At 66.0% G+C, this 25,885-nt stretch carries 23 protein-coding genes and 1 tRNA gene; 13 read left to right on the top strand and 11 right to left on the bottom strand.

From position 1 onward, the window contains the following. Nucleotides 1–418: 418 nt before the first annotated feature. From NA11_RS03295 to pgsA, 6 genes are all read right to left on the bottom strand, one after another. On the bottom strand, nt 419–694 hold the full coding sequence (locus tag NA11_RS03295; protein ID WP_141717373.1) for a hypothetical protein: 276 nt from the start codon (nt 692–694) through the stop codon (nt 419–421). Between the two features lie 203 nt (nt 695–897). Continuing rightward, nucleotides 898–1,788, bottom strand: a complete 891-nt coding sequence (pspM, locus tag NA11_RS03300; RefSeq protein ID WP_084654035.1) for a phage shock envelope stress response protein PspM — start codon at nt 1,786–1,788, stop codon at nt 898–900. 146 nt (nt 1,789–1,934) lie between these two features. Further along, the gene (gene pspA / locus NA11_RS03305; protein WP_069160230.1) at nt 1,935–2,750 is read right to left on the bottom strand and encodes a phage shock protein PspA; all 816 of its coding nucleotides are present in this window, start codon (nt 2,748–2,750) and stop codon (nt 1,935–1,937) included. Nucleotides 2,751–2,951: 201 nt separating this feature from the next. Further along, a complete protein-coding gene (locus NA11_RS03310) occupies nt 2,952–3,434 on the bottom strand; it encodes a helix-turn-helix domain-containing protein (protein ID WP_069160231.1) in 483 nt (160 codons plus the stop codon). A gap of 123 nt (nt 3,435–3,557) precedes the next feature. Next, nucleotides 3,558–4,100, bottom strand: a complete 543-nt coding sequence (locus NA11_RS03315) for a CinA family protein (protein WP_069160232.1) — start codon at nt 4,098–4,100, stop codon at nt 3,558–3,560. Between the two features lie 16 nt (nt 4,101–4,116). Continuing rightward, the gene (gene pgsA, locus NA11_RS03320) at nt 4,117–4,779 is read right to left on the bottom strand and encodes a CDP-diacylglycerol--glycerol-3-phosphate 3-phosphatidyltransferase (RefSeq protein ID WP_069160233.1); all 663 of its coding nucleotides are present in this window, start codon (nt 4,777–4,779) and stop codon (nt 4,117–4,119) included. Between the two features lie 235 nt (nt 4,780–5,014). Between pgsA and NA11_RS03325 the strand changes: the two genes are divergently transcribed. From NA11_RS03325 to NA11_RS03335, 3 genes are all read left to right on the top strand, one after another. Then, nucleotides 5,015–5,581 (top strand): amino-acid N-acetyltransferase, encoded by a 567-nt coding sequence (locus tag NA11_RS03325; protein WP_218023233.1) that lies wholly within the window; start codon nt 5,015–5,017, stop codon nt 5,579–5,581. A gap of 57 nt (nt 5,582–5,638) precedes the next feature. Beyond that, entirely contained in the window at nt 5,639–5,923 is a 285-nt protein-coding gene (locus NA11_RS03330) for a YciI family protein (protein ID WP_069160235.1), read from the top strand. A gap of 157 nt (nt 5,924–6,080) precedes the next feature. After that, nucleotides 6,081–6,635 carry a hypothetical protein gene (locus tag NA11_RS03335; RefSeq protein WP_141717374.1) on the top strand — a complete coding sequence of 185 codons (555 nt, stop codon included), beginning with the start codon at nt 6,081–6,083 and terminating at the stop codon, nt 6,633–6,635. An 11-nt stretch (nt 6,636–6,646) separates the two neighbouring features. Here NA11_RS03335 and NA11_RS03340 read toward each other — a convergent pair whose 3' ends face one another. Then, a complete protein-coding gene (locus NA11_RS03340; protein WP_069160237.1) occupies nt 6,647–7,630 on the bottom strand; it encodes a TerC family protein in 984 nt (327 codons plus the stop codon). A gap of 133 nt (nt 7,631–7,763) precedes the next feature. On the opposite strand from NA11_RS03340, the gene NA11_RS03345 reads away from it, so the two are divergent. The 6 genes from NA11_RS03345 to NA11_RS03365 all read left to right on the top strand — a co-directional run bounded on the left by NA11_RS03345 (nt 7,764) and on the right by NA11_RS03365 (nt 13,337). Then, entirely contained in the window at nt 7,764–8,600 is an 837-nt protein-coding gene (locus tag NA11_RS03345; protein WP_069160238.1) for a class I SAM-dependent methyltransferase, read from the top strand. 35 nt (nt 8,601–8,635) lie between these two features. After that, nucleotides 8,636–9,250, top strand: coding sequence for a hypothetical protein (locus NA11_RS45465; protein WP_167837550.1), 615 nt, complete (start codon nt 8,636–8,638; stop codon nt 9,248–9,250). 281 nt (nt 9,251–9,531) lie between these two features. Beyond that, a tRNA-Leu gene (locus tag NA11_RS03355) sits at nt 9,532–9,609 on the top strand. Nucleotides 9,610–9,833: 224 nt separating this feature from the next. Then, entirely contained in the window at nt 9,834–11,744 is a 1,911-nt protein-coding gene (locus NA11_RS03360) for a M61 family metallopeptidase (protein WP_069160240.1), read from the top strand. Nucleotides 11,745–11,991: 247 nt separating this feature from the next. Next, complete coding sequence (locus NA11_RS45470; RefSeq protein ID WP_167837551.1) at nt 11,992–12,165, top strand: hypothetical protein; 174 nt, start codon at nt 11,992–11,994, stop codon at nt 12,163–12,165. A gap of 209 nt (nt 12,166–12,374) precedes the next feature. Beyond that, nucleotides 12,375–13,337, top strand: coding sequence for an aldo/keto reductase (locus NA11_RS03365; RefSeq protein WP_069160264.1), 963 nt, complete (start codon nt 12,375–12,377; stop codon nt 13,335–13,337). A gap of 21 nt (nt 13,338–13,358) precedes the next feature. Here the strand turns inward: NA11_RS03365 and NA11_RS03370 are convergent, their stop codons facing one another. Then, nucleotides 13,359–14,597 (bottom strand): ATP-grasp domain-containing protein, encoded by a 1,239-nt coding sequence (locus NA11_RS03370; protein ID WP_069160241.1) that lies wholly within the window; start codon nt 14,595–14,597, stop codon nt 13,359–13,361. An 18-nt stretch (nt 14,598–14,615) separates the two neighbouring features. Between NA11_RS03370 and NA11_RS03375 the strand changes: the two genes are divergently transcribed. Then, nucleotides 14,616–15,779: an SAM-dependent methyltransferase gene (locus NA11_RS03375; RefSeq protein WP_141717378.1), complete on the top strand. Its 1,164-nt coding sequence runs from the start codon at nt 14,616–14,618 to the stop codon at nt 15,777–15,779. A 173-nt stretch (nt 15,780–15,952) separates the two neighbouring features. Further along, nucleotides 15,953–16,468: a DUF2165 domain-containing protein gene (locus NA11_RS03380; RefSeq protein WP_069160243.1), complete on the top strand. Its 516-nt coding sequence runs from the start codon at nt 15,953–15,955 to the stop codon at nt 16,466–16,468. A 14-nt stretch (nt 16,469–16,482) separates the two neighbouring features. Here the strand turns inward: NA11_RS03380 and NA11_RS03385 are convergent, their stop codons facing one another. Continuing rightward, on the bottom strand, nt 16,483–17,061 hold the full coding sequence (locus NA11_RS03385) for a hypothetical protein (protein WP_069160244.1): 579 nt from the start codon (nt 17,059–17,061) through the stop codon (nt 16,483–16,485). 109 nt (nt 17,062–17,170) lie between these two features. Here NA11_RS03385 and NA11_RS03390 point away from each other — a divergent pair, with 109 nt between their 5' ends. Next, nucleotides 17,171–20,281 (top strand): ATP-binding protein, encoded by a 3,111-nt coding sequence (locus NA11_RS03390; protein ID WP_167837552.1) that lies wholly within the window; start codon nt 17,171–17,173, stop codon nt 20,279–20,281. Nucleotides 20,282–20,356: 75 nt separating this feature from the next. Beyond that, on the top strand, nt 20,357–20,989 hold the full coding sequence (locus NA11_RS03395; RefSeq protein WP_069160245.1) for an MBL fold metallo-hydrolase: 633 nt from the start codon (nt 20,357–20,359) through the stop codon (nt 20,987–20,989). 28 nt (nt 20,990–21,017) lie between these two features. Here NA11_RS03395 and NA11_RS03400 read toward each other — a convergent pair whose 3' ends face one another. Beyond that, nucleotides 21,018–22,913: an ABC transporter ATP-binding protein gene (locus NA11_RS03400; protein ID WP_069160246.1), complete on the bottom strand. Its 1,896-nt coding sequence runs from the start codon at nt 22,911–22,913 to the stop codon at nt 21,018–21,020. 63 nt (nt 22,914–22,976) lie between these two features. Then, nucleotides 22,977–25,556, bottom strand: coding sequence for a DNA translocase FtsK (locus NA11_RS03405; RefSeq protein ID WP_069160247.1), 2,580 nt, complete (start codon nt 25,554–25,556; stop codon nt 22,977–22,979). Nucleotides 25,557–25,885 lie beyond the last annotated feature (329 nt).

The following is a 25,885-nucleotide window of genomic DNA, read 5'->3' on the forward strand; positions in this document are numbered from 1 at the left end:
CCAGCCGGGTCACTTGGCTGTGGTCCGGTTCAAAGATCTTTCGAGGAAGTGATCTTGAGGGATGTTGAGCGGAGAGAAATGGTGCGTGTCGCACGGCGTGTTGCAACCATAAGACTCCGCTCAACTGCGGTGAGCAACCATTTCTCTCCCATCAACCATTTGTCTCCCGTCAACTGGGCCGGGCCAAGCCATCCGGAGGCAACAACGACGACTCCAACTGCGCGCACCCAGCGTCCGTCAGGTCAGCCCGACCCCACCACCACACCGTCACCAGGTTTCTGCCCGACCATCTGGCTGCGGTCCGGTCCAAAGGTCTCGAAGTGTTGGCGTGAGAGAAAAGGCGCGTGTCGCAACACGTGTCGCCACCATTTCACTCACGCGATGAGGCTCTGCGGCCATTCGACTACCGCCCAACGAGCTAGGTAGCCACTTCGCTCACGCCGATGAGGCTGACAGCCATTCGACTTCCGCCGATGGGGTCGGCAACCGTCCCCCGAGTCATCGGCCGGGTGTCTGGCTCGGCGACCTTCACAGCGATCTTGAAGCGTTGGCGCGAGAGAAAAGGCGGGTGTCGGAGGTGCGTGTTGCAACCATTCCTCTCACGCCAATGACGGTCGGCAACCATTTCACTCACGCCGATGAGGCTGGCAACCATTTCACTCACGCCGATGAGGCTGGCAACCATTTCACTCACGCCGATGAGGGCTCGGCAACCACTTCCGTCCCCGACAACCCCAACCCCTCACTACCGCCCTGCCACACGACCACGCGACAACTACTCGCCCACCCCAACAACCCGAAACTCGCACTGCCCCCTACCCCTGCCACCCAACCAAGACCGACCCCATCCCACCCTCAACTACTTACCTCCGCGCCCCAACCAGCACACCCCAACTCTCACTGCCCCTGCCCCGCAATCGGAACCTGCCGATCCGCAACCTCCGTCAACGCCTGTGCCCACCCGTCGAGCCGGTCGGCCGCGTGCCGAAGGTCTGCGACGATCGCGTCGAAGTTGTGGCGGAGAACAGCACTTTCCGGCACCGCGAGGATGCGCCCCGCTGCGGCGACTACCTGTTCGTATTCAGCTACACCGGTGTCGAGGCGGTTGAGGGCGAACTGGAGGTTGTCGGTGAGGGCTGCGGCGGCGGGGGACGGGGTGCGGCCCATGGCGCCGAGTGCTTGTTCCATGGCGGTGACGTCGGCGGCGAGGGCGTGTAGGGCGGCGGAGCCGGAGCCTGCGGTCTCGAGCATGTCGACGAGTTCGTCGTCGGGCAGGCGGTTGCCCTTGGCGATTTGGGCGCCGAGGCCGTGCAGGGCGCGTTCGGCGCGAACCAGGTTGGCGATCGGGCCGCGAGCGCGTGACCAGATGGGTGGTTGTTTGCGGGGTACGAAGGCGCCTTGCGGCAGCGGGGTGTTGCGCAGGCGCAGGTAGCGGCGGGCGCTGAGGGCGGTGCCGGTGACCAGGGCGACCGCGCCGCCGCCGATGACGACGACGATCCAGGCCGGTGCCGAAATGACCGCGAGCCCAACGGCTCCTGCGGTGGTGAGGCCGGTGGCGGTGCCGAGCTGGAAGCTGCGGCGGCGGGCTCGGCGGCGGCGGCGCAGTTCCCGTTCGCGCGGATCGGCCCAGCGGCGCACCGCGAACAGTGCGTGTTCGCCGACCTCACGCAGACTGTCGGGCAGGCTGCCGGGCTGTGGAGCGAGCGCGGCCTGTGCCCGGATGATCGCCGCTTCTCGCTTGCGGACGGGCCGCGCCTTACCGGACTGACCGCCGGTTCGCTCAGTCATGCCTTTTCTCCCACTGATTGCGCGGATCGGACCTGCACGGTCCCGGCGGGCCGACGGCCGGCCCGCCGGGTGCCGTGATGTCGTCCAGTGAACCAGTCACCACCGACAAAGTCTTCCCCGCGCGACTAACTGCTACCGCAGTGCGGCTAGTTCTTGTCCATCTGCGGCTGCGCCGGATTGGCCTGCGCCGGTGCGGGATTGACGGCAGGCTGGGCCGCACCACCCGCGGGCAGCTGCTCGCCGCGCATGGACGCACGAATCTGTTCCAGCTTGCTGTGCCCCGCCATCTGAATGCTGGCCTGCTGCACTTCCAGCATCCGCCCCTGCACCGTGTTCTGCGCGAGCTCGGCCGAACCGAGTGCGTTCGCGTAGCGGCGCTCGATCTTCTCGCGCACCGCGTCCAGGCTCGGCGTGGTGCCCGGCGCCGACAGCGTCGAGTCCATCTGCTGCAGCGATGCGGAGACCTGCTCCTGCATCTTCGCCTGCTCCAGCTGGCTGAGCAGCTTGGTGCGCTCGGCGACCTTCTGCTGCAACAGCATCGCGTTCTGCTCGACCGCCTTCTTGGCCTGGGTTGCGGCCTGCAGCGACTGATCGTGCAGCACCTTCAGGTCCTCGACGGACTGCTCGGCGGTAACCAGCTGCGCCGCGAAAGCCTCGGCAGCATTGGTGTACTGGATCGCCTTCTCGGTGTCGCCCGCGGCACTGGCCTGGTCGGCGAGCATGACCGCTTGGCGCGCGTTGGCATTGAGCTTCTCGACCTCGTCGAGCTGCCTGTTCAACTTCATTTCCAGCTGACGCTGATTGCCGATGACCGACGCGGCTTGCTGTGAGAGGGCCTGGTGCTGACGCTGGGCTTCCTCGATAGCCTGCTGAATCTGGACCTTCGGATCCGCATGCTCTTCGATCTTCGAATCGAACAGGGCCATCAGGTATTTCCAGGCCTTGACGAACGGATTAGCCATCGATTGATCCCGCCTCCATCTGACGTGCCGCGCGTTCGACGCGACTCCAGTGCGCGACCGTCACGCACCCGATATGGTCCTATCCTCCACCATGCGGCAGGTGAGCCGGGCAAACCCGGCCCAACCGACGCCTAGTAGAGAATCTATCCGGTTTCGGCACCGGACCGCAGCCTTGCCGCGGCCGTCACCTCTCGTTGTGTGTCACACGCCCTTCACCAGGACCAACATGTCGGCCTTCGGTGCGGGAATGACAATCCGGGTGTCCATAGCCAGCGGCAGCGGGCGGGTACCTGCTGCGGCCACGGACATGGTCGCGCTCGCCGGGGTGAGCACGGGTTCGGCAACGGGTGCCGCCTCGGCCGGCGCGGCGGGCGCGGCCTCGGCAGCCTGCTCCGCTTCGGTGGGTACCGGAGCGGCGGCGGTGTCGGCCGGTGTGCGGGTCGGCAGGCCGTCGGCACCTGCCATGATCGTGCTCACGTCCCACAACACCCGCGACAATGGGACATCGAGTGCCGCGCAAATGGCGGCGAGCAATTCACTGGAAGCTTCTTTACGGCCTCGTTCGACCTCGGACAGGTATCCCAGGCTCACGCGCGCCGAGGTGGACACCTCGCGCAGGGTTCGGTTCTGGGCGAGACGAGCACGCCGCAGACTGTCCCCGATGGCCTCTCGCAGCAGCGTCATCTCGTTCTCCTTCGCTCCCTGTCAGGGGACCCGCATGACACTCACGAGTGCCACGCACGCCGTTCTTTCTGGCACAACGTCGGACGAGGCCCGGTTGGTTCCCGCCCGGCGCAAATCACTTCCTTACCCGCCCGCTTCGGCCGGACCTTGCACACATCGCAGCAGTTCCTGCACCGCAATGTGGGTCGCACTGATTCTGATAGTCCACCGGTCACCGAGGAGTTTCAACCGCATCACCTCGGTGTGCCCCGGCCCGGCCAGGCCGAGGAAGACCGTGCCGACCGGGTGTCCGTCCTGCGTATCCGGCCCGGCGACACCGGTCAGCGCGACGCCCCAGTCCGCGCCGCAGCGGGTGCGCGCACCGACCGCAAGCTGTTCGGCGGTGCTCGCCGCGACGGGACCTTCCGTCTGAAGTACTTCGGCGCTGACGCCGCCGAGGCTGTGTTTGAGCTCTGTGGCGTACACCACGACGCCGCCGCGCAGGACCGCGCTGGCACCGGGCACGCCTGCGATCGTCGCACTCAACAGTCCTGCGGTGAGTGATTCGGCGGTCGCGACGGTCTGCCCGGCCAGGCCGAGTGCCTGAACCAGCTCAGCGACGGGCGCATCGACGACCAACGGATCGGTGCGCACGGATGCGGGACCGTCGTAGGCCGCGGTGGTCATCGCAGGCTCGCCGCGTTCATGCGCCGCGCGCCCGGCTCGGTCCGCCCGCGAACCACACCCGCGCCGCCTGGCCGACGTAATCGAGCCCGGTGATCACGGTCAATGCGACAGCCACATACATCAGCACCATGCCCGCGCCTGCCAACCAGCCCGACAGCGGCAGCAGCAGCACCGCGATCGCGATCGACTGCATGAGGGTCTTCAACTTCCCGCCGCGTCCGGCCGGGATCACGCCGCGGCGCACCACGGCCAAGCGCAGCAGAGTGACGCCGATCTCGCGGCCGCAGATGACCAGGGTGATCCACCACGCGAGGTCGCCGAGCACGGACAACCCGATCACGGCGGAACCGATCAGCGCCTTGTCCGCAATCGGGTCGGCGAGCTTGCCGAAGTCGGTGACCAAACCGTATTTGCGCGCCAGTTGCCCGTCGAAGCGGTCGGTGATCGCGGCGAGGCCGAACAGTGCGGCCGCGACCATCCGCCAGCCGGTCTCGTGCCCGCCGTCGACGAACAGCGCGACCACGAACAACGGCACCAGCGCGATCCGCAGCATGGTGAGGATGTTCGCGATGTTCATCAACGGCACGGCAGCTGGTTCGGACGCCGCGGGAACGAATCCGGAGCGGATCGGGCTGGCGGCCGCCCAACGCCGTTCGATCTCCTCCGGCTGAGCACTCATGCCTGCACCTCGCTAGCGCTCGGTTCCGGCATGAGCGCTCGGGCAGTTGTGTCGATTGCTCGCTCGCTACGCTCCCTCATGCCAGCACCGCATTCACACCGGCACGACGACATCGGCCATCGACACGGCGCATGTCTTGCCGGACCCGCTGCTCGACGCGATGCGGCGAGCGGGGCGACTGGATGTGTGGCACACGTTCAGCCTATCGGTAACCCACCCGACTACTGTGCACCCCATGAACTCTCGGGGACCACTAGGTGGTTCGACCAGCGACGCACATCCGGGCGTGCCTCTAGGCGCGCAGAGCTCCACACCGGTAGTGCGACGCGCTCGAACCTCCGATGTGCCCGAGATCAAACGCCTCGTCGATGTCTACGCCGGTCGGATACTGCTGGAAAAGAACCTGGTCACGCTGTACGAAGCGGTGCAGGAGTTCTGGGTCGCCGAGCTCGACGGCCGCATCGTCGGCTGTGGCGCGCTGCATGTGCTGTGGGCCGACCTCGGTGAGGTGCGCACGGTCGCGGTGCATCCGGATGTCAAGGGCGGCGGGGTCGGCAGGGTGATGGTGGAGCACCTGATCGCGGTGGCCAGGGAGCTGGAGTTGCGGCGGGTCTTCGTGCTCACGTTCGAGGTGGATTTCTTCGCGAGGCACGGGTTCGTCGAGATAGAGGGCACCCCGGTCACGGCCGAGGTCTACGCGGAGATGTGCCGGTCTTACGACACCGGTGTCGCCGAATTCCTCGATCTGAGCTACGTGAAGCCGAATACGCTCGGCAATACGCGAATGCTGCTCACTCTGTGAGTCGCCCCCACAGGCTGCCGTCCCTCTGATGAATCTCGACTGTAAGGAATCGATCACGTGCCGATCTTCGCCGTTCACTACTCGTACTCCGAGGCCACTGTCCCTGGCCGCGACACCTATCGGCCCGAGCATCGCGCCTGGCTCGGCGACCATCTCGCGGCGGGCACGCTGCTGAGCAGCGGGCCGTTCGCGGACGGGTCCGGTGCGCTGCTCGTCTTCCAGACCGAGGATGCCGACGCACTGAGCGCGTTGCTCGCCGACGACCCGTTCGCGCGGGAGAAGTTGATCGATCACGTGGCCGTCCTCGAATGGGTCCCGGTGCTCGGCGCTTTCGCGTCCTGACCGGCGCCACGCGCGATTGTCGTTGATCCCCGCGCGTTGTATCGACGCGCGGGGATCAACGCAGGTCCCACTATTTTTTGGCGAAGCAGCTAACTTCCGGCGACACACCGGGCTCGATGCGGACGTACCACGCATCTCACACGGCAGACTCGCGGCCATGCGCACTTACGTAGCGGTTTTCGCGTCGACGGCTGCCACGGCGGGGCTGTTGTACGTGTACCTGGGCACTCCGGACAAATCGGACCCAGCAACTTCTTCCTCGGCCCATCCGCTGATCCGACCCGGTGTCGTCGACCCGGTGCAGTACCGATCCGCCGACGGGTACTACTTCCAGACCCCGGATCGCCACATCACCTGCGGCATCCTCGATGAGCCCGTCGGCAGGCCACGCCGCATCGCGGGATGCCAGGGCGCGACCGGGCCCGCGCCGCCGCACATGGAGAAGTGCTGGAGCACCGACCCGGCCGCCGCGGCGCTCGCCGTCGGCGAGGACGCCGGCTACCTGTGCGTGAACCAGGGCTTCTACACCGCGCGGCAAACCACACCGGGTAGCGGCGACACGGTCGTCGGACCAGGGCCGGTGCTGCCCGCCGGATCTACCCTGCACGCACACGGAATCACCTGCCAGGCCGACACTTTCAGCGTCGTCTGTCGCAACGATGACGACGGGCACGGGTTCGAGATCACGCCGGACAGCAACCGGGTGTTCTGACCGCTCCCCGCTCAGACCCGACTCGTGCGGGCGCGGGTGCGCAGCAGACTGGCGACCGTCGCAATGACCAGGATGCCGAGGATCACGCCCAGTGAGACCGGGGTGGAGATTTCCGGCACGCTGACGGGCTCGCCGCCATTGATGAACGGCAGCGTGTTCTCGTGCAGCGCGTGCAGCACCAGCTTGACGCCGATGAACGCGAGGATCGCCGACAGACCGTAGGACAGATAGACCAGACGATCGAGGAGTCCACCGATCAGGAAGTACAACTGCCGCAAACCCATGAGCGCGAACGCGTTTGCGGTGAATACCAGGTACGGCTCGCTCGTCAGACCGTAGATCGCCGGGATCGAGTCCAGGGCGAACAACAGGTCGGCGAAGCCGATCGCCAGCAGCGCCAGCAGCAGCGGGGTCACCGCGCGACGTCCGTCGACGCGCGTGATCAGCTTGTCGCCGTCGTAGCTGTCCGTGGTCGGCAGCAGTCGCTTGGTCAGCGCGACGATCTTGCTGTCGCGCTGCTCTTCGTGCTCGACTTCGTGACCGCTCTCCTTGATCAGCTTGATGGCCGTGTAGACGAGGAAGAACCCGAACAGGTAGAACACCCAGCTGAACGCGCTGATCGCGGCCGCGCCGACGGCGATGAACGCGCCGCGCATCACCAGCGCGATGACGATGCCGATCAGCAGCGCCTTCTGCTGGTACATCCGCGGCACCGCGAAGCTGGACATGATGATCAGGAAGACGAACAGGTTGTCCACCGAGAGTGCCTTCTCGGTGACGAAGCCCGCGTAGTACTCCCCCGCGAACGTCGAACCCCATTGCCAGGCGACGATGCCGCCGAAAACGAGGGCGAGTCCGATGTACACCGCGGACCAGAACGCAGATTCCCGGAAGGTCGGCTCGTGCGGCGTGCGCACGTGGGCGAAGAAGTCGAAGACGAACAGTCCGAGGATCACCACGATGGTGATCACCCACTCGAGTGCGGTTACCTGCATGCGGTGTGTCTATCGATAGCGAAGGTCATGGCGTCCATAATGCCCGATTTGTCCGTTCCGGTCGGCTAGCGGGGTGATTGCTGACCATAATTTCACATGCGTTCACCTGGCCGCGCATGCCAGAGTGGCCGCTGTGACCGACGACTACCTGCTGCTGAACAAGGCGAACTGGGACGAGCGGGCGCCAGTACACGCCGCAGCACGCGAGTACGCGGTGCATCGCTTCCTCGCCGAGCCGGACTTCCTCAGCGACGTGGTGCGCTTCGATCTGCCCCTGCTCGGCGACATCAGCGGACTGCGCGGCGTGCATCTGCAGTGCCACATCGGCACCGACACGCTCTCGCTGTCCCGGCTCGGCGCCCACATGACCGGACTCGATTTCTCCGCCGCGTCGCTGGCTCGAGCCCGGTCGCTCGCTGAAAAGACCAGCACCGACCTAACTTTCGTCGAATCAGACGTCTACAACGCGGTATCCGCGCTCGGCGGAGCACAATTCGACCTGGTGTACACCGGAATCGGTGCGCTGTGCTGGCTTCCGAGCATCGACCGGTGGGCACGCACCGTCGCCGGGCTGCTGCGCCCCGGCGGGCGGCTGTTCATGCGGGAGAGCCATCCGGTGCTGTGGGCGCTGGACGAAAACCATACGGACCGGCTGGTTGTCGGCTACCCCTACTTCGAAACGCCCGAACCCATGGTGTTTTCCGACGGCGGCACCTATGTCGAGACCGACGCCGAATTCGTCCAGACGACCACCCACGAGTGGAATCACGGCCTCGGCGAGATCCTCACCGCACTGCTCGACGCAGGACTCACCGTCACCGGGTTCACCGAGCATCGAAGCGTGCCGTGGGAGGCGCTGCCCGGCCAGATGACGCTCGGCACCGGTGGCGAATGGCAGCTCACCGAACACCAGGAACGCTGCCCACTCAGCTACACCCTGCTGGCGACACGCGACGCGGGCGCGTCTTAGCCGAAAGCCGGGCACAGCGGTACCACAATGCCGTCATGCAAATCCGAGGAGCTCGTATCGTCGTGCCGCCGTGCGCCGTCGCGCTGGCTTTGCTGACCGGGTGCGGGGACGACAAAGATACGGCGACACCGACCACGAGCTCGGCGGCGCCGACCTCGGCCGCGCCGAGTTCCTCTGCGGCACCTACCGCGCCGCCGTCGTCGAGCGCACCGACGACCACGCGGCCGCCCGCGCTCGGCGAGGTCGATCCGGCGCAGTATCGCCAGCAGATGGGCTACTACTTCCAATCACCGAGCGGAACGTTCCTGTGCGCGATCCTCGACCAGCCGATCGACGAGAACGCCCAGGCCGGCTGCCAAGGGCCGACGACACCGGCCCCCGCGGATCAGAAGGACTGCTGGGCAAAGAATCCGAACGCGAGCAGCTTGGCCGTCGGCAAGCGCGCGCGGACGCTGTGCCTGAACCAGGGTGTGTTCGTCGGCGAGCCGATCGACGGCGGAAACCGAGGCGGCGGTCGGGTACTTCCATATGGCGCAAGTATTACCGTGGGCCCGTTCACCTGCTCCTCCGCCGAGAACGGCGTGACCTGCACAAACGACAGCACGGGCAACGGATTTCAGATCGCGCGCGAAATGAACCGAACCTTCTGACACACCAAATCGGTTCCCAACGCGAAATCCGGATGTTAGCGTCGAGGCAAGCAACTCACACGACCAGGAAAGGCGAAGGACGATGGCCGGGACCCAGCAGCTAATGCGCTCGCTGCGCGCTGCCCGGTACTCGCACGCCAACGCTGCGCTACCGACCGCTGTCCTCACCCATCCTCGGATGAGCGTCCGGAGCCGCCCCTGACCCGTGTCTGCATAGACCCGGCAAAGGGGTCACTCCGTGGCAATCGCCAAGGAGTGACCCCTTTTTCGTGGGTCGACACTCCCTCGTAGCCCAATCGGTAGAGGCACCGGACCTAGATTCCGGCAAGGTGCGAGTTCGAATCTCGCCGAGGGAACCACGGTCAACCCGCCGACCCCCACACCGTTCGACAGCCCCCGAAGCCAGTCGACGACACACCGCACGACAGGTATGACGCAGCCCACACTCACTCCTCGCACGCTGCGATACCAACACTCGTAGGATGAATCACTGGTTCAGCAACTAAGGGACGCTCGCACCAGCCGGGGGCGGGCATGCCGTCGATTTTGTAGTGTCGACAAGATCGTCTGCGTGATTTGGGGAGTGCCGTTGTCTAAAGTTCGTATTTTTGGCGCTGTTGGCGTCGTCGTTCTTCTTATCCTGGCAGGCTCGCTCTACTTCGGCTTGCGCGACAAGTCGGATGCTCCGGCGAATCAGAAAGCGATCTCGGTGGCGGTCGACATGACCAATCTGCCGCAACGCGTGATTCAGGTGAAACAGACGATCCCCGCTCAGTCGGGCGAGATAGATTTGCTTTTTCCGCAGTGGCTGCCCGGCAACCACTCTCCGTCCGGCCCGATCGACAAGATCGCGGGCATCACCTTCACCGGCGCCGGGAACAAGCTGGAGTGGAAGCGTGATCCGCTGAACGTGTACAAGTTCAAAGTTACTGTGCCCGACGGCGTGGAATCAATCGACGCGAGCTTCCAGTACTTCACCCCCACCGATTCCGCTCAGGGGCGCGTCGTGATGACGCCGAATATGTTGAACTTGCAGTGGAATGCCGTGGTCCTCTACCCAGCTGGTGTTCCCGCCAGCGAGATTCCCTTCGTCGCGAGCGTGACCTACCCGCCGGGATTCGAGGCCGGAACCGCGCTGGACGTCGCAGGCAAAGACGGCGACACCGTGAATTACAAGCCGGTCCCGTTGGACATCCTCGTCGACTCGCCCGTCTACGCGGGGCGCTATCACAAGGAGTTCGACCTGGCTCCTGGCGCGAAAACCCCTGTGCGGCTGCAAGTATTCGCAGACGCACCGGAGCAGCTCGCAGCCAAGCCCGAACACATCGAGCTGCACAGGGCACTGGTGAAACAGGCTTTGGCACTGTACGGCGCACAACACTATGACCACTACGACTTCCTGCTGTCGTTGTCGGATCAGCTCAGCTCCAACGGATTGGAACACCAGCGATCCAGCGAGAACGGCCAGCCCGTCGACTATTTCACCGGGTGGAACCCCGCGGTCGGCAGCGCCGATCTGCTCGGGCACGAGTACACCCATTCCTGGAACGGCAAGTTCCGACGCCCGGCAGACCTGTGGACACCCAACTACAACACCCCGATGCAAGACAGCTTGTTGTGGGTCTACGAGGGACAGACGCAGTATTGGGGCAACGTGCTCACCGGCCGGTCCGGCTTGCGCCCTCCGGACGTCTCTCGTGATGCGTTGGCTTCGGTAGTCGCCGCATACACCGAAAACCGGCCAGGACTGACCTGGCGCACTCTGCAGGACACCACCAACGATCCCATCATCGCGCAGCGGCGTCCGAAGCCGTATCGGTCGTGGCAGCTCAGCGAGGATTACTACCAGGGCGGGCAACTGGTGTGGCTCGGAGTGGACGCGCGTATCCGCGAACTGTCCGGGAACACAAAGTCACTCGATGATTTCGCTCGCGCGTTCTTCGGTGTCGACGACGGTAAGTGGGAGTCAGAGAACACCTACGACTTCGACCAGGTCGTCTCGACGCTGAATGGCGTTGTCGCCGACGATTGGGCGAAGTACCTGCGCGATCGCCTCGACGGCAAGGAACCGTTCGCCGCGAGTGTCGAGAAGACGGGGTGGAAGTTGGTCTACGACAACAACCCGGGCCCCTTCCTCACCGCTCAGCTGAAAGACGCCAAGGGCGCCGTCAACTACACCTACTCGATCGGTATCAACGTATCCGGTGAAGGCAAGATCACCGACGTGCGCTGGGACGGACCCGCGCACAAGGCGAAAGTCGGCTCCGGTATGACGGTGGTTTCGGTCAACGACGCCCCCTATTCCCAAGCCACGATGGAGGCCGCGATCGAGGCGGCCAAGACAGATCCCGCGCCGATCCGATTGCAGGTCAAGGACTTCGATCAGACGCGGACCATTGAACTGAACTATCACGACGGACTCCGTTTCCCGCATCTGCAACGCATCGAGGGCACCCCGGACTACCTCACCCAGATCCTGGCCGCGCGGAACTAGCGCCGCACGGTCAAGCATCGGAACGTCGCGGCGCGCAGTTGGTTGCCTGGTCCTCGAACTGATCGACCAGCGCACCACCATGCGCGCCGCGACGAACCGGAACTCCGCAATCCAGCGAGAATCCGCTGTGGCACTTCACAACACAGTTGACTTGCTCATGGGCGTCGGCGTACGGATGGTCCATAGGAGATTTCGCGAATGGAACCAACCGAACGTGCGAGGTTCCATCGACAAGCTAGGAAGTTACATGATCGTCAAAACCGCTCGTACGCTGATGATCAGCGCATTCGCTCTGTCCGCCATCGCGCTGAGCGCCGGAACCGCCGCCGCGGCAACCCCCGAGGCCACCGCTGTCTCCGGGTCGGTGACATTGTGCCTTTCCCTTCCCCTCGGCCCGGCCACCGTGAGCATCTGCCTCTGACCTGCGGCGCACTTCAGCCCTTCCACTCGCACGATCGACGAGATGCGCGGCAGCCCTGCCGAATTCCGGCATCACCCCGCTCGCCAACCGCCTCCTGAGATGGCGAAGCAGTTGCGCGGCTTCGACTGACCGGAAATATAGAAACACAGAGAAAGTGCCGCTATATGACGGTACGCTAACTGTGTGTACATTCCGGGGAAATCCTCATGATGACGACCAGGAAACTCGGTCAGCTGGAGGTCAGCGCGCAAGGCCTCGGGTGCAGCCGGATGGGTGGACTCGCACGGGCCGAGTTCGCCGAGGTGATCCATCGCGCGATCGACCTGGGCGTGACGCTGTTCGACACGGCCGACAGCTACGGGCCCTACATCAACGAGCAGCTGCTCGGGCAGGCGATCGCCGGCCACCGCGATCAGCTGACCATCTCGACGAAGTTCGGCATCTACTACGAAAACGGCTACCTGCGTGCCCGGGGCGACACGAACCATGTGCGAGACAGTTGCGATGGATCGCTACAAAGGCTCGGGGTTGATCACATCGACCTCTACGATTTGCACAGGGTGGACCCGGACGTACCGATCGAGGAGACCTGGGGTGCGATGTCGGAGTTGGTCACCGCAGGCAAAGTCCGATATCTCAGTATCTCCGAAGTTTCCGCTACGACACTCCGCCGTGCGCACGCGATCCACCCCGTCACCGCCCTGCAGAGCGAGTGGTCGCTGTGGTGGCGCGACCTCGAGGCAGAGATCATCCCGACCTGCCGACAGCTCAGCATAGGGATCGTGCCGTTTGCTCCTCTGGGCCGCGGACTGTTGACCGGGACCATAGCGTCCGCCGACACACTTCCCGACGACGACCTGCGCCGCTCGCTACCACGATTTTCCGCGAAGAATCTGCAGCGCAACCTCACGATCGTCGATGCGCTGCGGGCATTGGCCGCTGAGAAGTCGATAACCGTCGGACAATTGGCACTGGCCTGGGTGCAGCACCGCGGCGTCGATGTCGTACCCATTCCGGGTACCAAGTCCCGAAACCATCTGGAAGAAAACATCGCCTCGGTTGACATCGATCTGTCGGCGGCAGAAATCGAGAAGATCGAGGCCGTCAGCCCATCCGATGCGGTTGCCGGTGCCAGGTTCCCAGATCGGCTGGTCCGCTACGTCGGCAGCTGACGATCAGATCCGCCGCCGCGCCTACGTCGGCTCGATGTCGAAGAAGTAGGCATCGCCGAGGCGGCGGATCTCGAATGCGTCTCGTCGCAAGACTTCTTCGTCTCGATGCATGAGAATAACGATCGCGGGGCAGGTAACGTTATCCACGGTCTGCGCAATCGAATCGCCCGGGTGCACGCGGAATTGCGTGCAATAGAAGCTCTCCAGACTGTGTAAGGCCGCAATATTGCGATACTGCCGTAGGGTTCCGGCAGCTGGCGAGATCAGTCGGACAGCGCTACAGAGGCGCTCCGGATAGCACGGGTCCGCATAGGTCACAAGGAATCGGGCAGGATCGAGATAAGCCCGGACGGTCCAGTCGAGTTGAGAATTCCCCTGAGCGATTTTGACGTAGTAGGGAAGTCCGTCGCCGGCCATTCGTGCGCCGCATTCGATCAGGACCGGTCCGCGGTCGGTCATCCTGATCTCCGTGTGCGCTGGTCCGTGCTTGATTCCGAGCGCGTCCAGCACCAGTTTCGCGTAGGACGCCAACGCGTCCTGTACAGCGCCAGACCGTGGCATCAGGTGAAAGGCGTCGGCGTATTCAGGCGCTCCGTTCGCGGTGATCCGCGTTGTGCTCCACGTTTCGCAGATACGATGACATCCGTCGCGGCTCACCGTGTTCACCATATATTCTGCGCCATGCAGATACTCCTGTGCGACGGCGCCGACGTTGATATCCGAGAAGACGTTCTCGGCGCCGTCGATGGCGCTGAATGCGGCAACAGAATCTGCAACGGTGTCGCAGAAGTAGACACCGTCGTTGCCCGCACTTCGAATCGGCTTCACCACGACACGGCCGCCGATGTCCGTATGCCACTTCGCCAGCGCTGCTGCCGAGTCGACGCGAATTTGTCGAGCAGCGGCCAACCCGGCCTGCCGCACCGTCTCGATCATGAGATGTTTGTCCCGGCGTGCGGCACTGAGGGCGGTGCCGTTCCCGGCGCAACCGAGTTCGTCAGCAAGCGCATCCGCCAGCTCCACTCCGGATTCACGTCCTGCTACCACTGCCGCCGGTCGATACCTGCTGACCGCCGCGGCGGTCGCTACCAGGTCTCCGGCATGGACGACGCTGCCGGCGAATTGGGAAAGGTCCAACGGCCCGGCGTAGACCTTCGGAACTTCGACCGTGCTCTGTACCCGTACCACTGTCGCTCCGGCACCGAGGAATTCATAGATCGGCTCTTCCCGGTACGCATCGACGATCGCAACGCAAGTCATCCAACCAACCCTCCGATTGTGCGCTGTGCAGGCAAGTTTCACCGCAGCACCATGCGTACAGCCACGTATCAGGCCGAACTGTTCCATATCGGTCGAGGTCTCAGCTCCCACTGGTGGTTATACCGCCGGCTGTCCTCCAAGCCGGGCTTGCCTGTCGACCCGCTGACGAAATCCGCTTGGCGGCAGGTTAATTGCGCAGCAGAGTGGACTGAGGGGACGCGCCAATTCTCTCTGGTGGCAAGCAACGGCCGAGCAGGTCTGGACTACGCTTCGCTGGCAGCGCAGTCGCCGAAAGGAGTTGTGGTGCGGACCGACAACGACAGCTGGGACATCACCACGAGCGTGGGCGCCACTGCGCTCGTTGCCACCGCTATGCGCGCGGTCGAAAACCGCCGCCCGGATGCGCTTTTCCGCGATCCATTCGCGGAGAAACTGGTGGCGGCAGCCGGTTTGCCTGTGTGGGATCGGATCTTGCGCGGTGAGCTGCCCGAACTCGACGAGTCCGCCGCACCTGGCTTCGAGCTCGTCCTCCAGTCCGTGGCCGCGCGAACCTGGTATTTCGACCGATATTTCGAGGCTGCGGCGGCCGACGGAATCCAGCAGATGGTGATTCTGGCGGCCGGTCTCGATGCGCGGGCGTACCGGTTGGACTTTCCTTCGGGCACCACGGTCTTCGAGCTGGATCTGCCGAAAGTGCTGGAGTTCAAGGCGGCAACCCTGGCGGATGCCGAGCCTGCCGGGACGCGCCGTCAGGTTGTCGGGGACCTTCGTCAGGATTGGCCGAAGGCCTTACACGACACGGGTTTCGATCCGAGCTCTGCGACGGCCTGGCTGGCGGAGGCGCTGCTGCACTACCTTCCGGCCGACGCTCAGAACCGGCTCTTCGACGAGATCGACGCACTCAGCGCACCGGGCAGCACGGTGGCGCTGCAATTCCCCAATGCCAGGCAGTCGGCGAAACTTGTTGCCGCACGGGCACGGATGACGGAGGTCACGGGACTCGAACTCGAAAGCCTCATGTACCCGATGGCAGGGCGTAACGATCCGCGCGAATGGTTTGCCCGGCGCGGCTGGAGGGTCGTGCCCACCGACTTGGCATCCGTCCTGACCGGGTGCGGCCGCGAAGTTCCTGGCGCGGCGCAGGAAATCAACAGTCAGACTCTGATGACGGCGACCAGATAAGCCTGCCCACCTGGAACCAGATGCGGGTTAATGCTCGCACTCCAGCCAGTTGGCCATGATCGAGCGCCGACTTGTCAGCCAGTTGGCCACTCTCGAGCTGACGCGGCCCCTGGCGCGGTGGGTCGCCCTACACTCCGAACATCCTGTCGACCTGCATAAAGGATGAGTAGACAATGACGCGCTTGCTGGCCGTACTCGGCTCTCTCCGCATGGCACTCACCGTTTTCACTGCCGTCACGGCCGCCTATGTGGCGGTGGTCGCGTTGAACAACATCACCGACTTCGGCACCAATCAGCAGTTCGTGCAGCATGTGCTCGCCATGGACACCACTTTTCATGACGACGACGTCATGTGGCGGGCGATCACCGACCCCACCCTGGCCAACATCGCCTATATCGCGATCATCACCTGGGAGACGCTCACCGCGCTCGTGCTGATCGTCGCGCTGATCAGCTGGCTCCGCACGCTGGCCGGGCGAGCCGACGTCGAACGCGCCCGCAGGCTCAGCACAGTGGGCTGGCTCATGGTGATCGTGCTGTTCGGCGGCGGGTTCATCGCGATCGGCGGCGAATGGTTCGTGATGTGGCAATCCAAGACGTGGAACGGGCTGCAACCCGCGCTGCAGAACGTGCTGATCGCGTCCGTCGGCCTGGTCCTGGCCCACCTGCCGGAACGCGCCGCCGAGTAACTCGGGGAAACCGGTCAGCGGGTGCGGAGGTACGCGACGCCGCGAGGCGAGAGCTGGTAGCCGACGTCGAGGCTGAGGGTGAGACCGAGGGCCTTGAGTTTGCGCACATCGACTTTGAAGCGGTCCGGTTCGCGACCGAGGCGGGCCGCCAGGTCGGGGGCGCGGGTTGCGGGAAGTTCTTCGATGAGGCGCAGGGTCGGTATGGTCCACGGGCCGATCGGGCTCACGGCGTCCATGCGCGCCAAACGTGTTGTGATTCTTGCGATGTCGCCGTCGGAGAGCTGATCGGTGTTCGCCAATTCCGTGCGCGGATCCGGCTCGTCGACCAGCCGGATACGCAGCAGGTAGATCGGATCACCTTCCGCGCCACGCAGATCCGCGAGCACCTGCGCGATCGAGCCGTAACCGGCGGCGCGGGCATCCATGGCACGGATGCGGGACGGAGCGACGATATCGGCCTGCTCCACCATGATTCGGCCCGCGGCGGTGCGATAGATCTTGCCCGCGCTGGCCTGGCGATGCCGCCAGCGGCGGAACAGCACCGTGACCGAGCCGTCGCGAATGCCCGCCCAGCGCTGCTTCTCGATCAGCATGTCACCCTCCGATCTCCCGGTAGCGGATCCACCCAGGTCACGCGCCTACCACCATAGGGGTTGGCCTGCGCGAACTAAGCTGCGAAGGGGTAGCAGCGAGGAGGGACGCGTGGCGGTGACACCCCTGATCGGCCGGGACCATCCCGCATCGCTGTTGCGGGACGAGTTGCGGCGCACGGTGTCCAGTCACGGCGGCTTCGTCCTGGTGTCCGGTGAGGCGGGGATCGGCAAGACCGCGCTCGTCACCGAGGTGGTCGACGAGTTCGACGAGGTGCTCGTGCTCGCGGCGACCGCGTGGAGCGGCGACGGCACGCCCGGATTCTGGCCGTGGGTACAGATTGTGCGCAATCTGCGCCGTGCCGCCGCACCCGAGCAGTGGGCGGCCGTGGACGATGCCGCGGGCAATGCGTTGTCGATTCTGATCGGTGAAGCGCAGCAGGCGCAGCCGCGGACGGACGGCGCCGCGCTGTTCCGTATCGGCGACGCGGTGACCGAGGCGCTGGTCGCCGCGTGTGCCGTGCGGCCGGTGTTCGTGGTGATCGATGATCTGCATCGGGCCGACCCCGAGTCGATCACATTGCTCGCGTTCGTGGCCAGGCATTCCTGGTTCGAGCGGCTCGCGATCGTGGGCACCGTGCGCGACACGGAGGTGCAGGCCGACGCCCATCCGCTGCGAAACCTGTTCGGTGACTTGCTGACTGCCGCACGGACGATCGAACTGACCGGGCTCTCCGTGGACGACGTCGGCGCCGTCGTCACCAGGATGACGGGTGTACAGCCACCCGAGGACGTGGTGCGCCGGTTGCACGCGCTCACCGGCGGCAACCCGTTCCTCGCCGAACAGGCTGCGCGACTGTGGCATTCGGGTAGTGCCATCGATACGTTGACGCCGGGCGTGCAGGAGACGCTCGACGCGCGCGTGGCACCGCTCTCCTCTGCCGCGATCGACACGCTCACCACCGCAGCGCTGGTCGGCCGCGAATTCGCGCTCGTGGTGGTCGCCGCCGCCACCGGGCGCGCGGACGCCGCGGTGGCCGAGCTGGTGGCGACCGCGGTCCGCGCCCGCTTGGTCGCCAGGCTCGACGACGCACGATTCACTTTCGTGCACGATCTGATCCGGGAGACGCTGATCGCACGGCTCGGTGCGACCGAACCCCGAAAACGCCACGCCGCCATTGTTTCCGCACTCGAGCAGCTGCCGGGCGAGCGGTCCGGTGCGACGCCGAGTGAGCTCGCGCATCACGCGTATCTGGCAGGCGACGCCATCGATGCCGAGCGCGCACTGCGGTATCTGCTGGACGCGGCGCTCGATGCCTGCGGCAGGTTGGCCGCGGGCGAAGTCGCGCAACACTATCGGCGGGCACTGACGCTGATCCCTGAGGAGCGGCACGAGTTCCGTGGCACCGTTGGGCTCGATCTGGCAAGCGCCGAGGCCGCGGCCGGCGAACTGGCTGCCGCCCGCCGCACCTTCGAGACACTGCTCGAACTGGCCGGACAGCACGAGTCGCCGGAGCTCTTCGCACGGGCCGCGCTCGGCCTGCACGAGCTCGGAATGCCGAGCCCGGAGCGCGATTCCGAGCGGGAGATCGCGCTCATCGATCAGGCGCACGCCATGCTGCTGCGCGAGCGTCCGCGCAGTGATCCGCTGGCCGTGCGCGTGCTCGCCGCGGCGACTCGGGTGCGCGTGCACACCGTGTCCGGACAACGCGCGGCCGCCGAGCAGATGAGCGCCGAGGCGGTGCGGCTGGCCAGGGAATCCGAGGACGACACGGCGCTCGAACTCGGGCTGCTCGCCAGGCACGACGCGATCTGGCGGCCTGGCACCGCACCCGATCGGCTCGAGTTGGCCGAGGAACTGATCGCCACCGGTCGTCGAACACATCGCGACGAGACCGAATTACAAGGCGCCCTTTTACGTTTCGCCGCGTTGCTGGAGCTGGGTGATCCGCGGGCGCACACCGAGATGGCCGCGCTGCGCGCACACGCGGACCGGGCGAACCTGCCGCGCTTCCGGTTTGTCGCGCTGTCGCGTGGTGGTGCGCTCGCCACGCTGGCCGGTCGATTTCAGGAAGCCCGCGATGCCATCGATGGCGCTTATGCGTTGGGTGAGCGACTCGGCGAGGTGGACCGAGCGCCGTTGTGGCTCGAACAGCGGTGGTCGCTGGCGTTGGTCGCGGGCGATCTGGCCGAGGCGGACGCCTTCGTCGACCGCTATCGCGCAGCGGGCGCGAACTACACGATCATCACCGATCTCATCACCGCCGCCCAGCTCGGCGACAAGGACCGCGCCCGCCGCAGGGTCGCCGAAGTGCAGGCGCTCTACGACGGATACCCGACGCACTTCCACGCCGCCATCCTGGTGGCGCTTGCGCATGCCGCGCTGGTACTGGACGATGCGGAGCTGCGCACCACGGTGCGAGCGAAACTTGTTCCACTGCAAGGATTGTGGGCCGTTGTCGCGGGCGGCGGAGCCAGCTACGGGCCGTACGGTTACTGGCTCGGCAGGCTCGCGGCAGCAGCAGGCGACCGCGACACCGCGGCGCGCGAGCTGCATGCCGCCGCGGAGTCCGCGCGCCGCATGCGCGCCCGTCCTTGGCTCGATGCGGCCGAGCACCAGCTGCGGCTGCTCTCGCACGACCGCAGGCCACCAGCCGCACCGACCACGCTGCCGGACAACGAGTTCCGACGCGACGGCGCGGTGTGGACCTTGCGGTTCGCGGGCCGCACCGCACGCTTACCCGACGCCAAGGGACTGCGCGATCTGCACGCGCTGATCGGTCATCCCGGTCACGAGATCCCGTCCCTGGAACTGTTCGGCGCACCCGGTTCCGGCGACACGCTTCGCGCGGCAGGATCACTGGGCACCGATCCGGTGCTCGACGAGACCGCGAAGGCCGCCTACCGCCGCCGCCTGGACACCCTCGATACCGAGATCGATCGGGCGGTCGACCTCGGCGCCGACGATCGGGCCGCCGAACTCGACCGGGAGCGCGCCGCATTGCTCGACGAACTGCGCCGCACCGCAGGCCTGGCCGGGCGCACCCGGCACCTCGGCGACGATGCCGAGCGCGCCCGCAAAACGGTGTCCGCGCGGGTCAGGGACACGCTGCGGCGCATCGATCGGATCCACCCCGAGCTCGCCGAGCACCTGCGCGCCTGCATCTCGCTCGGCATCGCGTGCCGCTATCAACCGCAGCGCGAGAGGCAGTGGCGGTTGTGACGGCCGAGATCTAGCGGCGCGAGATCGGATCTCGCGCCTCCTGGGTGAAGACACCAACGCACCGAGGAGCACATCATGAAGCAGATCTCCGCCGACCTGTGGCAGACCGAGACCGAGAGCCCGTTCGAGGGACTGACCGTCAACGCCTATCTGTGGACGACTCCCGAGGGAAACGTGCTGTTCTACAACACGAACAAGCCCGGCGAACTGGACAGGATCGCCGAGCTCGGCGGCGTCACCCATCACTACCTCAGCCACCGTGACGAAATCGCGCCCTCACTGTCGACCATCAAGGAGCGCTTCGGTTCTCGGCTGCACATTCATCGCGACGACGCGGAACTGGTCACGCAGACCAGCGTCGACGACGCCTTCGACACCAGGCACACCGCGTTCGGCGGCATCGAGGTGATCCCGGCGCCCGGCCACACCGCGGGCAGTGCCGTCTATCTCGCCACCATTTCCGGCAAGCAGCACCTGTTCACCGGCGACACCCTCGTTCTCGGCGGCAACGGGCAGTGGTGGGCAGGCTACATCGAGGGCCACAGCAACCGCGAAACCCTGCTCGCCACACTGGATTTCCTCGCCACCCTCACCCCCGACGTCATCGTGTCCAGCGCCTTCATGAGCGACTCCGGCGTCACCGAACTCGGCGACCGCAAGTGGGCCGACTGCGTCGAGGAGGCGCGCAAAGGTTTGCTCGGCGGGTGACCAAGCACGACAGCCGCGGCGTCACGCACTATTCGACGGCAGCCGCCGGTTCTTGATATGCCTGCGCCTGCAGGGTGTAGAACTCGCGGTAGAGGCCGTTGCGGGCCATCAGTTCCTCGTGGGTGCCGTGCTCGACCACGCGGCCCTGCTCGAGCACATAGATCCGGTCGGCGTAGCGGACGCTGGCCAGCCGATGGGTGATCAGCACGACGGTGCGCTGCGCGGCATGCTTGCGGATCGTCTCGAAGACGGCATGCTCGGTACGTGCGTCCAGCGCCGCGGTCGGCTCGTCGCAGATCAGTAGCGGCGCATCGCGATACAGGCCGCGGGCCACCGCGATGCGCTGCCATTGCCCACCCGACAGCTCGACCCCACCACGGTAGGTGGGGTCGAGCAGTGTGTCCGGCCCGGCGGGCAGTGCGGCAAGGACCTGATCTGCTCCCGCCGCCTGAGCGGCCGCGGCGAACGCGGCGTCGGACTCCGGATGATCGTGGCGGCCGATGGTGATGTTCTGCCTGGCCGAGAAGGGCCAGTGAGTAAAGTCCTGCGCCACCACCGCGATTCGACTACGCAACTGGGTCAGGTCGATGTCCTCGAGTCGGACGCCGCCGTAAGTCACTGTGCCGGAATCGGGTTGATACAGGCCGCTGAGGACCTTCGCGAGAGTTGTTTTGCCGGAGCCGTTCGCACCGACGATGGCGATGATCTCCCCGGGCGCGATGTCGATGTCGAGCCCGCACAAGGCCGGACGCTGCCCGCTCGGATAGGTGAACGTGAGATCCCGCGCGCTGATCCGGTCCACCTCGGCGGGCACAGCGACACCACCGACTCGCTCCTGACGCTTCCCGGCATCGGCACAGAAATCGAGATAGTCCTGATAGAACAGGGCGTTCTCATAACTCCAGTTCATGCTGTTGACCAGTTCGCTCAAGGCGGTCATCGCGGTGCGCAACGCGACCACCGCGGTTCCGGCGACGGCCAGCGGCATCACCGCGGTGAACAGCAGCAGACCGAGGACCAGATAGACCACGGCGATCCCGAGCCCAGCGAGAGCGGCGCCGAGCGAACGGCTTACGGCCTGCCGACGTTCCAGCCGCAACGCCCTGGCCTGGACGAAGCCGGACAACCTGGTGAACTCGGCGAGCAGAAACGAACGCATGGTGTACGCGCGGATCTCGGCGGCCGGGACCCGATCGGCCATCAGATTGGTCAGTGTCTCCATCCGGCGCTCGGCGCCGCTGGTCGCCGCGTACATCTCGTAGCTCATCCTGGCCGAATGCACTGCGGCCCACCAGGTCGGGACCAGCGCGATCACCAGCAACGGCAACAGCACCGGGTGCAGCACGCCGAGCACGCCTGCCACCACCAGCAGTCCGACCACCCCCGACAACAACCGCAGCACGCCGTCGACCAGCGCCGCGACCGCATGTGGCGCGCGCTCCCTGATCCGGTGCAGCGTGTTGTGGAAGACATCGTTGTCGAAGGCCACCAGCTCGGCATTGGTGGTCAGCTGCAGCAGACCGGTCTGCAGGCTGCGCCGCAACTGCGGATCGATCCGCGACTTGGCCCAGACCGCCGCCTCTCGCAGCGCACCGCGGACCACCACCATGGCGGCGATCAGGAGCAACGCAGGCGCCGCCGCCCGAATGCGATCCGGCGTCGGCCCGGCTGCCAGCAGCCGCTCGAGCACCGAGGTGGTGGCGAGCAGTCCGACCGCCGTGCCGAGTTCGGCGAGCAGGGTGCACAGCACCAAGGCCGCCGTGTCGGCGCGGCTGACCTGCCAGCATTCCCGCAACACCCGCGTGAAGGTGGCAGGCAGCCCACGCGCCATCGCCCAGAACCCTGCGGCAGCCACGGTCGCGTCGTGCGCGGTCCACGGGTCTGCCGTCTTGTCCAGATCTACCGCTAGGTCATCGAGGGGCATCCGCCAACGGTACGAACGGCGGCTCGATCAGGAAACCGGATTTCCGGCACACCGGTGACGAGCTCAGTCGTCCTCGTCCGTCGGGCCGGTATCGTCCCCGCCCCGGATCGTGTACAGCAACCCATCCAGCTCATCGGGCTTGATGAGCACGTCGCGCGCCTTGGAGCCCTCGCTGGGTCCGACGACACCGCGGGTCTCCATCAGGTCCATCAGGCGACCCGCTTTGGCGAAGCCGACCCGCAGTTTGCGCTGCAGCATCGAGGTGGAGCCGAATTGCGAGGTGACGACCAGCTCGACGGCCTGAATGAAGACATCGAGGTCGTCGCCGATGTCGGGGTCGACATCCTTCTTCTCCCCCGCTTTGGCGGCGGTGACGCCCTCCTGGTACTCCGGCTCGGCCTGGTTCTTGGCGAAATCGACGACCGCGTGGATCTCTTCGTCGCTGATGAACGCGCCCTGCAGACGGATCGGCTTGTTCGCACCCATCGGCAGGAACAGCCCGTCGCCCATGCCGATCAACTTCTCGGCGCCCGGCTGATCCAGGATGACCCGCGAGTCGGTCAACGACGACGTGGCGAACGCCAGCCGGGACGGCACATTGGTCTTGATCAGACCGGTCACCACGTCGACGGACGGACGCTGCGTCGCAAGCACCAGGTGAATGCCTGCGGCACGGGCCTTCTGGGTGATCCGCACGATCGCGTCCTCGACGTCGCGCGGCGCGGTCATCATCAGATCGGCGAGCTCGTCGACGATGGCGAGGATGTACGGGTAGGGGCGGTACACCCGTTCGCTGCCGAGCGGCGCGGTGATCGCGCCCGACTTGACCTTCTTGTTGAAGTCGTCGATGTGGCGAACCTTGTTGGCCTGCATGTCCTGATAGCGCTGTTCCATCTCCTCGACCAGCCAGGCCAGCGCGGCGGCCGCCTTCTTCGGCTGGGTGATGATGGGCGTGATCAGGTGCGGAATGCCCTCGTAGGGAGTGAGTTCCACCATCTTCGGGTCGATCAGGATCATCCTGACCTCCTCCGGTGTCGCCCGGTGCAGCAGCGAAACCAGCATCGAGTTCACGAAACTCGACTTACCGGAGCCGGTGGAGCCCGCGACCAGCAGGTGCGGCATCTTGGCCAGGTTCGCGGCGAGATAGTCGCCCTCGATGTTCTTGCCGAGCCCGATCACCAACGGGTGGTGGTCGTTTCGGGTCGACGGCGCCTTGAGCACGTCGGCGAGCCGGACCAGCTCGCGGTCGGCGTTGGGCACCTCGATGCCGACGGCGGACTTGCCGGGGATCGGCGCGAGCAGCCGGACATTCTCCGTCGCAACGGCATACGCGATGTTGCGGGCCAGCGCGGTGATCTTCTCGACCTTGACGCCGGGTCCGAGCTCGACCTCGTAGCGGGTGACCGTCGGGCCGCGCACGAAACCGGTGACGGCGGCGTCGATCTTGAACTGCACCAGCACCTCGGTGATCGCCTCGATCATCGATTCGTTGGCGGCACTGCGCTTCTTGGGCGGATCGCCGTCGGTCAGCAGCGACATCGGCGGCAGCACGTAGTCGCCCTCGACCTCGCGGTCGGTGACGAACTCGAGCTGCTTGGGCGGCGGTGGGGTCTGGTCCTCGACCACCTTCGCCGGGCGCTGCTTCTTCGGCTTCGGTGCGGGCGCAGGCTCTTCGGACGCGATCGGCTTGGCGTCGCGCAGCGGCGGCTCGCCGATCACCTCGGTCACCGCATCGCCGTCGCCGAACTCGTCCGGCGGATAGTTCTCCGCCGGGGTGCGACCGCGGCGCTTCGACCGGGCCGAGCCGTGCAGCGGGAAGCCGTCGGCGTCGTACTTAGCGGGGTCGTACTCGCCGAATTCGCCGTTGTACTCACCGTATTCGTCGCCGCGGCTACCGGTGCCGAAGTATTCCCGCAGTTTGGTCGGCACTTCGCGCACCGTGGTTCCGGTCAGCAGCAGCACGCCGAAGATGATGGCCAGCAACAGAATCGGCACCGACAGCCAGGCGGTGAGCCCATCGGTGAGCGGCCCGCCCACCACGAAGCCGACGAAACCCGCGGCGCGCGAACGCCCGTGCGGATCGGTCGGCGCACCGGCGGCGATATGCCAGAGTCCGAGGATCGGCAGGCCGACCAATAGCCCGCCGAGCACCAGCCGCGGCCGGATCTCCGGATGCGGCTCGGTGCGCATGAGAATGACGGCGATCATGGTGGCCACGAACGGCAGCCCGGCGGACGCGGAACCGCCGACCGCGCGAATGGCCTCGCCGACCCAGTGCCCCACCGGCCCGCCCGCCGACAGCCACACCGCGGCGGCGATCACCGCGCTGAGGGCGATCAGGGCCAGCGCAATGCCGTCCCGGCGATGGCCGTGCTCGATCTCGCCCGCCCGGCTCAGCGTCCGCGTCGTCGCGCCTAGGCCGCGCGCGAGCATGTTCCAGCCGCTGCTGATGCCGCGGCTGAATACCGCGAGCGGCGCGGTGTTCGACGTGCGCCGAACCGGCCTGCGCGCGGGTTGACGGCGACCGCGCGGCGCCGGCGTCGCACGGGGCGTCGCCGAACGGGATCGTGCCGTGGTGGTCCTCCCCCGCGCCGATCCCGCCCGCGCCCGAGTAGTCGAGGTGCTGCGGGACTTACCTGCCATTCCCCCAGGCTAGCCGCAAACGCCCCATCCAGACCATCCGCAACACTGGTCTCGCGCGCCTCAGCAAGCCTCAACTATGCAGACGCCCAGGTAGGCGATAATGCCGACACTTACCCGAACTCGCCGAGCTCAGAGCCACCTTCCGCGTGTTGCCAGCGCCTTTGGGGCCCGCAACGGTGTGGGCAATCCCCGCCCGCGCCACGCGGACGAACAACACACCGCCACACTGACCGCAGGCACTGCCCGACGAGCTGCCCCGCCTCTCCGCGTATTTTCTGGCCAGACTCATGCCCGGAGACAGTGACATCGGCGGCCGGCGGTCAACGACC

Source organism: Nocardia altamirensis NBRC 108246 (assembly GCF_001612685.1).
GTDB classification, from domain to species: Bacteria; Actinomycetota; Actinomycetes; order Mycobacteriales; family Mycobacteriaceae; genus Nocardia; species Nocardia altamirensis.

Bases quoted from the DNA above. Each gene is read 5' to 3' on its own strand.
- NA11_RS45465 (WP_167837550.1), top strand. From the start codon at position 8,636: ATGCAAATCCGAGGAGCTCGTATCGTCGTGCCGCCGTGCGCCGTCGCG.
- NA11_RS03400 (WP_069160246.1), bottom strand. From the start codon at position 22,913: ATGCCCCTCGATGACCTAGCGGTAGATCTGGACAAGACGGCAGACCCG.
- pgsA (WP_069160233.1), bottom strand. From the start codon at position 4,779: ATGAGTGCTCAGCCGGAGGAGATCGAACGGCGTTGGGCGGCCGCCAGC.
- NA11_RS03335 (WP_141717374.1), top strand. From the start codon at position 6,081: ATGCGCACTTACGTAGCGGTTTTCGCGTCGACGGCTGCCACGGCGGGG.
- NA11_RS03405 (WP_069160247.1), bottom strand. From the start codon at position 25,556: ATGGCAGGTAAGTCCCGCAGCACCTCGACTACTCGGGCGCGGGCGGGA.
- pspA (WP_069160230.1), bottom strand. From the start codon at position 2,750: ATGGCTAATCCGTTCGTCAAGGCCTGGAAATACCTGATGGCCCTGTTC.
- NA11_RS03315 (WP_069160232.1), bottom strand. From the start codon at position 4,100: ATGACCACCGCGGCCTACGACGGTCCCGCATCCGTGCGCACCGATCCG.
- NA11_RS03340 (WP_069160237.1), bottom strand. From the start codon at position 7,630: ATGCAGGTAACCGCACTCGAGTGGGTGATCACCATCGTGGTGATCCTC.
- NA11_RS03365 (WP_069160264.1), top strand. From the start codon at position 12,375: ATGACGACCAGGAAACTCGGTCAGCTGGAGGTCAGCGCGCAAGGCCTC.
- NA11_RS03395 (WP_069160245.1), top strand. From the start codon at position 20,357: ATGAAGCAGATCTCCGCCGACCTGTGGCAGACCGAGACCGAGAGCCCG.
- NA11_RS03325 (WP_218023233.1), top strand. From the start codon at position 5,015: ATGAACTCTCGGGGACCACTAGGTGGTTCGACCAGCGACGCACATCCG.
- NA11_RS03310 (WP_069160231.1), bottom strand. From the start codon at position 3,434: ATGACGCTGCTGCGAGAGGCCATCGGGGACAGTCTGCGGCGTGCTCGT.
- pspM (WP_084654035.1), bottom strand. From the start codon at position 1,788: ATGACTGAGCGAACCGGCGGTCAGTCCGGTAAGGCGCGGCCCGTCCGC.
- NA11_RS03385 (WP_069160244.1), bottom strand. From the start codon at position 17,061: ATGCTGATCGAGAAGCAGCGCTGGGCGGGCATTCGCGACGGCTCGGTC.
- NA11_RS45470 (WP_167837551.1), top strand. From the start codon at position 11,992: ATGATCGTCAAAACCGCTCGTACGCTGATGATCAGCGCATTCGCTCTG.
- NA11_RS03370 (WP_069160241.1), bottom strand. From the start codon at position 14,597: ATGACTTGCGTTGCGATCGTCGATGCGTACCGGGAAGAGCCGATCTAT.
- NA11_RS03380 (WP_069160243.1), top strand. From the start codon at position 15,953: ATGACGCGCTTGCTGGCCGTACTCGGCTCTCTCCGCATGGCACTCACC.